We start from the raw sequence: 8,537 nt of genomic DNA on the forward strand, positions 1-8,537 counted from the left end.
GATTTGCTCCCGTCGGAGTGAGACTTCTAAGGGCATCCGGACATTCCGGACACCCTGTAACCAGTACTAATACGAGTGCTTACTCGTCTTCCAGCTCGATGTTGATACCCAGCGAGCGGATTTCTTTCAACAGTACGTTGAAGGATTCCGGCATGCCTGGTTCCATCTGATGGTTACCATCGACGATGTTTTTATACATCTTCGTACGGCCGTTCACGTCATCAGATTTCACCGTCAGCATTTCCTGCAGGGTGTATGCTGCACCGTATGCTTCCAGTGCCCACACTTCCATCTCCCCGAAACGCTGACCACCGAACTGAGCTTTACCACCCAGCGGCTGCTGAGTAACAAGGCTGTAAGAACCGGTAGAACGCGCATGCATTTTGTCATCCACCAGGTGGTTCAGTTTCAGCATGTACATGTAACCTACGGTTACCTGACGCTCAAACTGCTCACCGGTACGACCATCAAACAGGGTGATCTGACCGGAAGTAGGAATACCCCCTAAAGTCAGCAGTTCCTTGATTTCACTTTCTTTAGCACCGTCGAAGACCGGGGTCGCAATTGGCATCCCTTTCTTCAGGTTCTCTGCCAGACGCAATACCTGGTCATCAGAGAAAGTGTTCAGGTCGACTTTCTGGCGAACATCAGTGCCTAAGTCATAAGCGCGCTGAATGAACTCACGCAGTCGGGCAACATCCTGTTGCTGCTTCAGCATGGCATTGATCTTATCGCCGATACCTTTCGCAGCCATACCCAGGTGGGTTTCCAGAATCTGACCGATGTTCATACGTGATGGTACGCCCAGCGGGTTCAGTACGATATCAACAGGAGTCCCGTTTTCATCGTAAGGCATATCTTCGATCGGGTTGATCTTAGAGATAACACCTTTGTTCCCGTGACGACCTGCCATTTTATCACCAGGCTGGATCTGACGTTTAACGGCCAGATAAACCTTAACGATTTTCAGCACACCTGGTGCCAGATCATCGCCCTGGGTGATTTTGCGGCGCTTAGCTTCAAGCTTCTTCTCAAACTCGCGCTTCAGTTCGTCATACTGTTCAGCCAGCTGCTCTAACTGATTCTGTTTTTCTTCATCAGTCAGACCCAGTTCCAGCCAGCGCTCACGTGGCAGTTTGTCCAGCTTCTCAGCTTCAACACCACCGGTCGTCAGAACGGTATAGATACGGGTAAACAGGCCGGCTTCAAGGATCTGCAGTTCTTCAGTCAGGTCTTTCTTCGCCTGCTTCAGCTGCATCTCTTCAATTTCGAGCGCACGTTTGTCTTTTTCAACACCATCACGGGTGAAGACCTGAACATCGATGACCGTACCGGAAACACCGTTTGGTACGCGCAGAGAAGAATCTTTAACGTCAGACGCTTTCTCACCGAAGATAGCACGCAGCAGTTTTTCTTCCGGCGTCAGCTGGGTCTCGCCTTTAGGCGTGACTTTACCGACCAGAATATCGCCACCGGTCACTTCAGCACCGATATAAACGATACCGGATTCATCCAGTTTAGAGAGCGCAGCTTCACCCACGTTAGGGATATCCGCAGTGATCTCTTCCGGCCCCAGTTTGGTGTCACGGGACACACAAGCCAGTTCCTGAATATGGATAGTCGTGAAACGGTCTTCCTGGACAACACGCTCAGAAACGAGGATGGAGTCTTCGAAGTTATAACCATTCCATGGCATGAATGCCACGCGCATGTTCTGACCCAGAGCCAGTTCACCTAAATCGGTAGACGGGCCATCTGCCAGTACATCACCACGTTCAATCGGCTCACCCAGATTGACACATGGCATCTGGTTGATACACGTGTTCTGGTTAGAACGGGTGTATTTGGTCAGGTTATAGATATCGATACCCGCTTCACCGGCATACATCTCGTCTTCGTTAACTTTGATAACGATACGGGAGGCATCGACGTACTGAACGGTACCGCCACGCTTAGCCACTGCAGTAACACCGGAGTCGACTGCGACCGCGCGTTCCATACCGGTACCTACTAACGGCTTATCAGCACGCAGAGTAGGAACCGCCTGACGTTGCATGTTTGCACCCATCAATGCACGGTTAGCATCATCGTGTTCCAGGAATGGGATCAGTGACGCACCGACAGAAACAACCTGCTGGGTCGAAACGTCCATGTAGTCAACCTGGTCACGGCTGAACAGGCTCGATTCACCCTTGTTACGACAGGTCACCAGGTCATCCACGAAACGACCATCGTCGTCGAGGTTGGTGTTCGCCTGAGCAATAACGAAGTTGCCTTCTTCAATCGCAGACAGGTAATGAATTTCGTCAGTCACCTGGCTGTCAACCACACGACGGTATGGCGTTTCGAGGAAGCCATATTCGTTAGTCTGCGCATACACAGACAGTGAGTTGATAAGACCGATGTTCGGACCTTCAGGCGTTTCGATAGGACAAACACGACCGTAGTGAGTCGGGTGTACGTCTCGAACTTCAAAGCCTGCGCGTTCACGGGTCAGACCGCCCGGGCCCAGTGCAGAAATACGACGTTTGTGCGTAATTTCAGACAGCGGGTTGTTCTGGTCCATAAACTGAGACAGCTGGCTGGAACCAAAGAACTCTTTAACGGCAGCTGAAATCGGCTTAGCGTTGATCATGTCCTGAGGCATCAGGGTATCCAGATCACCCAGGGACAGACGCTCTTTCACCGCACGCTCAACACGTACCAGACCGACACGGAACTGGTTCTCAGCCATCTCACCGACAGAACGGATACGACGGTTACCCAGGTGGTCGATGTCATCCACTTCACCGATACCGTTACGGATATCGATCAGTTTTTTCATTACCTGGATGATATCGTCGTGGCTCAGGATACCTGCACCTTCGATTTCATCACGCAGCAATGAACGGTTGAACTTCATACGACCCACTGCGGAAAGATCATAACGATCTTCCGAGAAGAACAGGTTCTCAAACAGGTTCTCTGCCGCTTCACGCGTTGGTGGCTCACCAGGACGCATCATACGGTAGATTTCAACCAGTGCACTCAGGCGGTCGCTGGTCGGATCCACACGCAGGGTTTCAGAGATATAAGGACCGTGGTCCAGATCGTTTGTGAACAGCGTTTCGATGCGCTTATGACCAGACTGGCTCAGTTTAGCCAGCAGATCCATGGACAGTTCCATGTTCGCAGCAACGATAAGCTCACCGGTGCTCTCATCAATATAATCACGCGCAACGACTTTACCGGCAATATATTCAACCGGAACTTCGATGTGCTGGACATTATCTTTTTCCAGCTGGCGGATATGACGGGCAGTAATACGGCGGCCTTTTTCGACATAAACTGTGCCATTTGACTCGATGTCAAAAGAGGCAGTTTCGCCGCGCAGACGCTCAGGAACCAACGCCATCTGCAGTTTGTTGTCACGAATTTCATAGACCACTTTATCAAAGAACAGGTCGATGATTTGTTCAGTGGTGTAATTCAGTGCGCGCAGAATAATGGTCGCAGGCAGTTTACGACGACGGTCAATACGGACAAACAGGTTGTCTTTAGGATCGAACTCGAAGTCCAGCCATGAGCCACGGTAAGGGATGATACGTGCGTTATACAGTACCTTACCGGAAGAATGCGTTTTACCTTTATCGCTATCAAAGAATACGCCCGGGCTACGGTGTAACTGAGAAACGATAACACGCTCAGTACCATTGATGACAAAGGTACCGTTATCAGTCATGAGCGGAATTTCGCCCATGTAAACTTCTTGTTCTTTAATGTCTTTGACGGTCCCTTCCGGCGCTTCGCGCTCGTAGATGACCAGGCGTAATTTTACGCGCAGTGGTGCTGAAAATGTCACACCACGGATCTGACACTCTTTAACATCAAAGACAGGCTCACCCAGACGGTAGCTGACATATTGCAGCTCAGAGTTACCACTGTAGCTCTGGATAGGGAAAACGGAACGGAATGCTGCTTCCAGACCGTATTGGCCTTCCGGATCTTGCTCGATAAACTTCTGGAACGAGTCAAGCTGGATAGATAGGAGATAAGGCACATCCAGTACTTGCGGACGTTTGCCAAAATCCTTACGAATACGTTTTTTCTCGGTATAGGAGTAAACCATTAGGGTTCCTCAGCTCGCTGACAAGTCGAACCACGCTGTCCGTCCTGCAGGACAGTTCATGCAACATTATTTCGTTTTCACCGTTGAGCCTGGCTCAGGTGCAATACATCTTTTTCTATCACTCTTAAATCATTTCATTGCTCTTGCAAGGCAGGGAACCCCACGGGAAAGCAGTATATTAAGGCGTCGAGAGAAAAAGACATTGGAAGAATCAAGGTGGACAAACAATGCGAAACCCCACAGAGACTCTTTTAGCGCAAAAAGGCTGGTGACTATTATAGTCACCAGCCAGCAGTCTGCAAACTACTCAGACTGTAACCCGAAGGTTATCTTATTTGATTTCAACTTCAGCGCCAGCTTCTTTCAGAGCAGCTTCCAGAGCAGCTGCGTCGTCTTTGCTGATCGCTTCTTTGATTGCAGCCGGTGCAGATTCAACCAGGTCTTTAGCTTCTTTCAGGCCCAGACCAGTTGCGCCACGTACTGCTTTGATCACTGCGACTTTGTTACCGCCAACAGATTTCAGGATTACGTCGAATTCAGTCTGCTCTTCAGCAGCTTCAGCAGGGCCAGCAGCGACAGCGACAGCAGCAGCAGCAGAAACGCCGAATTTTTCTTCCATTGCAGAAACCAGCTCAACTACTTCCATTACGGACATAGCTGCAACAGCTTCCAGGATTTGGTCTTTAGTGATAGACATAACAATTGTTCCTAAGAATCAGAATAAGTTTATACGTAAGCAAAAACGATGTTAGCAGAGAGCTTATGCAGCTTCTTTCGCATCGCGTACAGCAGCCAGAGTACGGACCAGTTTGCCTGCAGCGGCTTCTTTCATGGTCGACATCAGACGTGCCAGTGCTTCTTCGTAAGTCGGCAGCGTTGCCAGACGGTCAATTTGAGCGGCTGGGATCAGCTCACCTTCAAAGGCTGCAGCTTTAACCTCGAATTTTGCATTCGCTTTCGCGAAGTCTTTGAACAGACGAGCAGCAGCGCCCGGGTGTTCCATAGAATATGCAATCAAGGTTGGACCAACAAACGTGTCTTTCAGGCACTCGAAAGGAGTACCTTCAACGACGCGACGCAGCAGGGTGTTACGAACAACACGCATGTATACGCCAGCTTCACGACCTGCTTTACGCAGTTCAGTCATTTTATCTACGGTTACGCCACGGGAATCCGCAACAACCGCAGACAGCGCGCCTTTGGCTACTTCGCTGACTTCAGCAACAATTGCTTGTTTGTCTTGAAGATTTAATGCCATTAGCTTTTGCTCCTGGATGTTTTAGTCCGGAGAGTTTCCCCTCCGGAACTCACTTCATCTATCCACCGAAGTGGATAGACGCTAAACACGGTGAGTAGAATCCAGAAAAAGAAATAGGTTCTTCAGGCTCTCTCACCGTCTACGCAGGGAATTAAGTCTGACAGAATCACCGGGCAAGCCCTGAGATCACTGCAACAAACACCTGCGGTCTTGGACGGAGGCCTGGATAGGCCAGGCTCCAACCGAAAATTCTTGCTCTGTTACTGCCTTTCGGGAGTACAGAGTCTCTTCCGTTAAGGAAGAACGGGCGAAAATTCTAGGTGAAAATTTCGCCCGCGTCAAGCAATGACTTAGGCAGTCTGAGTACTCAGGCCAGCCTGGTCGATTGCAACACCTGCACCCATGGTGGTAGACAGGCTGACTTTCTTGATGTACACGCCTTTAGCTGAAGTTGGTTTTGCTTTTTTCAGCGCAACCAGCAGAGCTTCCAGGTTTTCTTTCAGTTTGTCAGCATCAAAGTCAACTTTACCGATGGTGGTGTGAATGATACCGTTTTTGTCGTTACGGTAACGAACCTGACCCGCTTTAGCATTTTTAACTGCTTCAGCAACGTTAGGAGTTACAGTACCAACTTTAGGGTTTGGCATCAGGCCACGTGGACCCAGAACCTGACCTAACTGGCCAACAACGCGCATTGCATCCGGAGATGCGATAACAACGTCAAAGTTCATTTCGCCTTTCTTGATCTGATCAGCCAGATCTTCCATACCAACCAGTTCAGCACCTGCGGCTTTCGCTGCTTCAGCGTTTGCACCCTGAGCGAATACAGCAACGCGGACGCTACGGCCAGTACCGTTAGGCAGTACAGTTGCACCACGTACGTTCTGATCAGATTTACGAGCATCGATGCCGAGGTTTACAGAAACATCAACACTTTCAACGAATTTAGCAGTAGCCAGTTCTTTCAGCAAAGCAACAGCTTCGGTGATTTCGTACTGCTTGGTGACATCTACTTTGTCACGGATTGTGCGCATGCGCTTGGTAAGCTTAGCCATCTATTAATCCTCTACTACCAGGCCCATGGAGATCGCAGTACCTTCGATAGAGCGAGTCATCGCGTCTAAGTCTGCACCAGTCATGTCCGCTGCTTTAGTCGTTGCAATTTCCTGCAACTGAGCACGCGTCACTTTACCAACTTTGTCTTTGTTCGGCTTACCTGAACCAGACTTGATACCCGCTGCTTTTTTCAGCAGAACTGCTGCAGGAGGTGTTTTGGTAATGAACGTGAAAGAACGGTCGCTGTATACGGTGATAACAACCGGAGTTGGCAGACCTTTTTCCAGGCTTTCTGTTTTTGCGTTGAACGCTTTACAGAATTCCATGATGTTAACACCCTGCTGACCCAGTGCCGGACCAACCGGTGGACTTGGGTTTGCCATGCCAGCTGCAACCTGCAGCTTCACATAGGCTTGTACTTTCTTAGCCATGATATTTCCTCAATTGGGTATAGCGCCTTACTTAAAGGCTTCCCGTGGTAATTATCTACACGCCCGCAGGCATGTAAAAACAAAAGGCGCGAAATTGTAGGCAAATTTCGCGCCTTATGCAAGAGCTTAACTGAATACAGATTAGCCTTTTTCTACCTGACCGAAGTCCAGTTCGACCGGTGTTGCACGACCGAAGATAGAAACAGAGACTTTCAGGCGGCTTTTTTCGTAGTCGACTTCTTCAACGACGCCATTAAAGTCAGCAAACGGACCGTCGTTAACACGAACCATTTCACCCGGCTCAAACATGGTCTTAGGACGCGGCTTGTCACCTGCCTGTTGCAGGCGGTTCATAATCGCATCGACTTCTTTATCGCTGATAGGTGCAGGACGATCAGACGTTCCACCGATAAAGCCCATGACGCGCGGGACACTACGGACGAGGTGCCAGCTGGCATCTTCCATTACCATCTGCACCAGGACATAACCCGGGAAGAATTTACGCTCGCTTTTGCGGCGCTGACCACCACGGATCTCAACGACCTCTTCTGTTGGCACCATAACATCGCCAAACAGGTCTTCCATATTGTGCAGTTTGATATGCTCACGCAGCGATACAGCTACACGGCTTTCGAAACCTGAAAACGCCTGCACGACGTACCAGCGTTTTTTTGGAGCTTCAGACATCTCAGAACCTCAGTCCAGTGATAAACGATACCAGACGGACCAGAATACCATCCAGCCCCCACAAAATCAGTGACATCACGGCAGTTACCGCGGCAACGATTAACGTGGTCTGCAACGTTTCCTGGCGGGTTGGCCAGATGACCTTGCGCACTTCGGTTCTTGCTTCACGTGCAAACGCTACCGCTGCTTTGCCTTTTGTTGTCAAAAGGGCAATTGCGCCGGCAACCGCAATGATAACAACCACAACCAGAGCACGTAAGGGTAAATTAACGTTGCGATAATGATAGTTGCCGTAAATCGCTACTGCAACCAGAACAGCAACGACCAGCCATTTTACTATTTCCAGGCCGCGCCCGCTCCTCTGAGCTTCGGTATTTGCACTCATAAACAAACCTGCCAGAATAATCCAGAAACCATTAAACCCCGCATAGCGAGGTATCCAAACCAGAAATACCTGTAGTACATCCGGTATCCTACGCCAAACCAGAGCCTGTCTCAGCAATGATTTGTACGAAAATCACTGATGAGTCAGGTTCTATGTTTCGGCGTACAAAAAGGGCATCAAATGATGCCCTTTTCATGTGCATGACGTCAAATATTATCGGCGATTATGCGATAACTTTAGCAACAACACCTGCACCTACAGTACGACCACCTTCACGGATTGCGAAACGCAGACCGTCGTCCATCGCGATTGGATGGATCAGGGTAACAACCATTTTGATGTTGTCACCAGGCATTACCATCTCTACGCCTTCCGGCAGTTCGATGGTTCCGGTCACGTCAGTTGTACGGAAGTAGAACTGTGGACGGTAGCCTTTGAAGAACGGAGTATGACGGCCGCCTTCGTCTTTAGACAGAATATAAACTTCTGACTCGAACTGGGTGTGTGGTTTGATTGAACCTGGTTTAGCCAGAACCTGACCACGTTCGATCTCTTCACGCTTGATACCACGCAGCAGAACACCAACGTTCTCACCCGCCTGACCCTGGTCCA

Annotated in this window: 7 protein-coding genes and 1 pseudogene; all 8 read right to left on the minus strand. The window is 49.7% G+C overall.

Annotated elements, in window-relative coordinates:
* Positions 1–79 precede the first annotated feature (79 nt).
* On the minus strand, positions 80–4,108 hold the full coding sequence (gene rpoB, locus CG67_RS07190) for a DNA-directed RNA polymerase subunit beta (RefSeq protein ID WP_025902279.1): 4,029 nt from the start codon (positions 4,106–4,108) through the stop codon (positions 80–82).
* A 331-nt stretch (positions 4,109–4,439) separates the two neighbouring features.
* On the minus strand, positions 4,440–4,805 hold the full coding sequence (gene rplL, locus CG67_RS07195; protein WP_025902280.1) for a 50S ribosomal protein L7/L12: 366 nt from the start codon (positions 4,803–4,805) through the stop codon (positions 4,440–4,442).
* 63 nt (positions 4,806–4,868) lie between these two features.
* Complete coding sequence (gene rplJ / locus CG67_RS07200; RefSeq protein ID WP_025902281.1) at positions 4,869–5,366, minus strand: 50S ribosomal protein L10; 498 nt, start codon at positions 5,364–5,366, stop codon at positions 4,869–4,871.
* Between the two features lie 350 nt (positions 5,367–5,716).
* Complete coding sequence (gene rplA / locus CG67_RS07205; RefSeq protein ID WP_025902282.1) at positions 5,717–6,421, minus strand: 50S ribosomal protein L1; 705 nt, start codon at positions 6,419–6,421, stop codon at positions 5,717–5,719.
* A 3-nt stretch (positions 6,422–6,424) separates the two neighbouring features.
* Positions 6,425–6,853, minus strand: a complete 429-nt coding sequence (gene rplK, locus CG67_RS07210) for a 50S ribosomal protein L11 (protein ID WP_025902283.1) — start codon at positions 6,851–6,853, stop codon at positions 6,425–6,427.
* Between the two features lie 141 nt (positions 6,854–6,994).
* On the minus strand, positions 6,995–7,540 hold the full coding sequence (gene nusG / locus CG67_RS07215) for a transcription termination/antitermination protein NusG (RefSeq protein WP_025902284.1): 546 nt from the start codon (positions 7,538–7,540) through the stop codon (positions 6,995–6,997).
* A gap of 1 nt (position 7,541) precedes the next feature.
* A complete protein-coding gene (gene secE, locus CG67_RS07220) occupies positions 7,542–7,925 on the minus strand; it encodes a preprotein translocase subunit SecE (protein ID WP_025902285.1) in 384 nt (127 codons plus the stop codon).
* Positions 7,926–8,148: 223 nt separating this feature from the next.
* Positions 8,149–8,537 (minus strand): annotated as a pseudogene (tuf, locus tag CG67_RS07225) (elongation factor Tu); the annotation flags it as partial.

Origin of the sequence: Tatumella sp. UCD-D_suzukii (assembly GCF_000611875.2) — a bacterium.
Lineage (GTDB): Bacteria > Pseudomonadota > Gammaproteobacteria > Enterobacterales > Enterobacteriaceae > Tatumella > Tatumella ptyseos.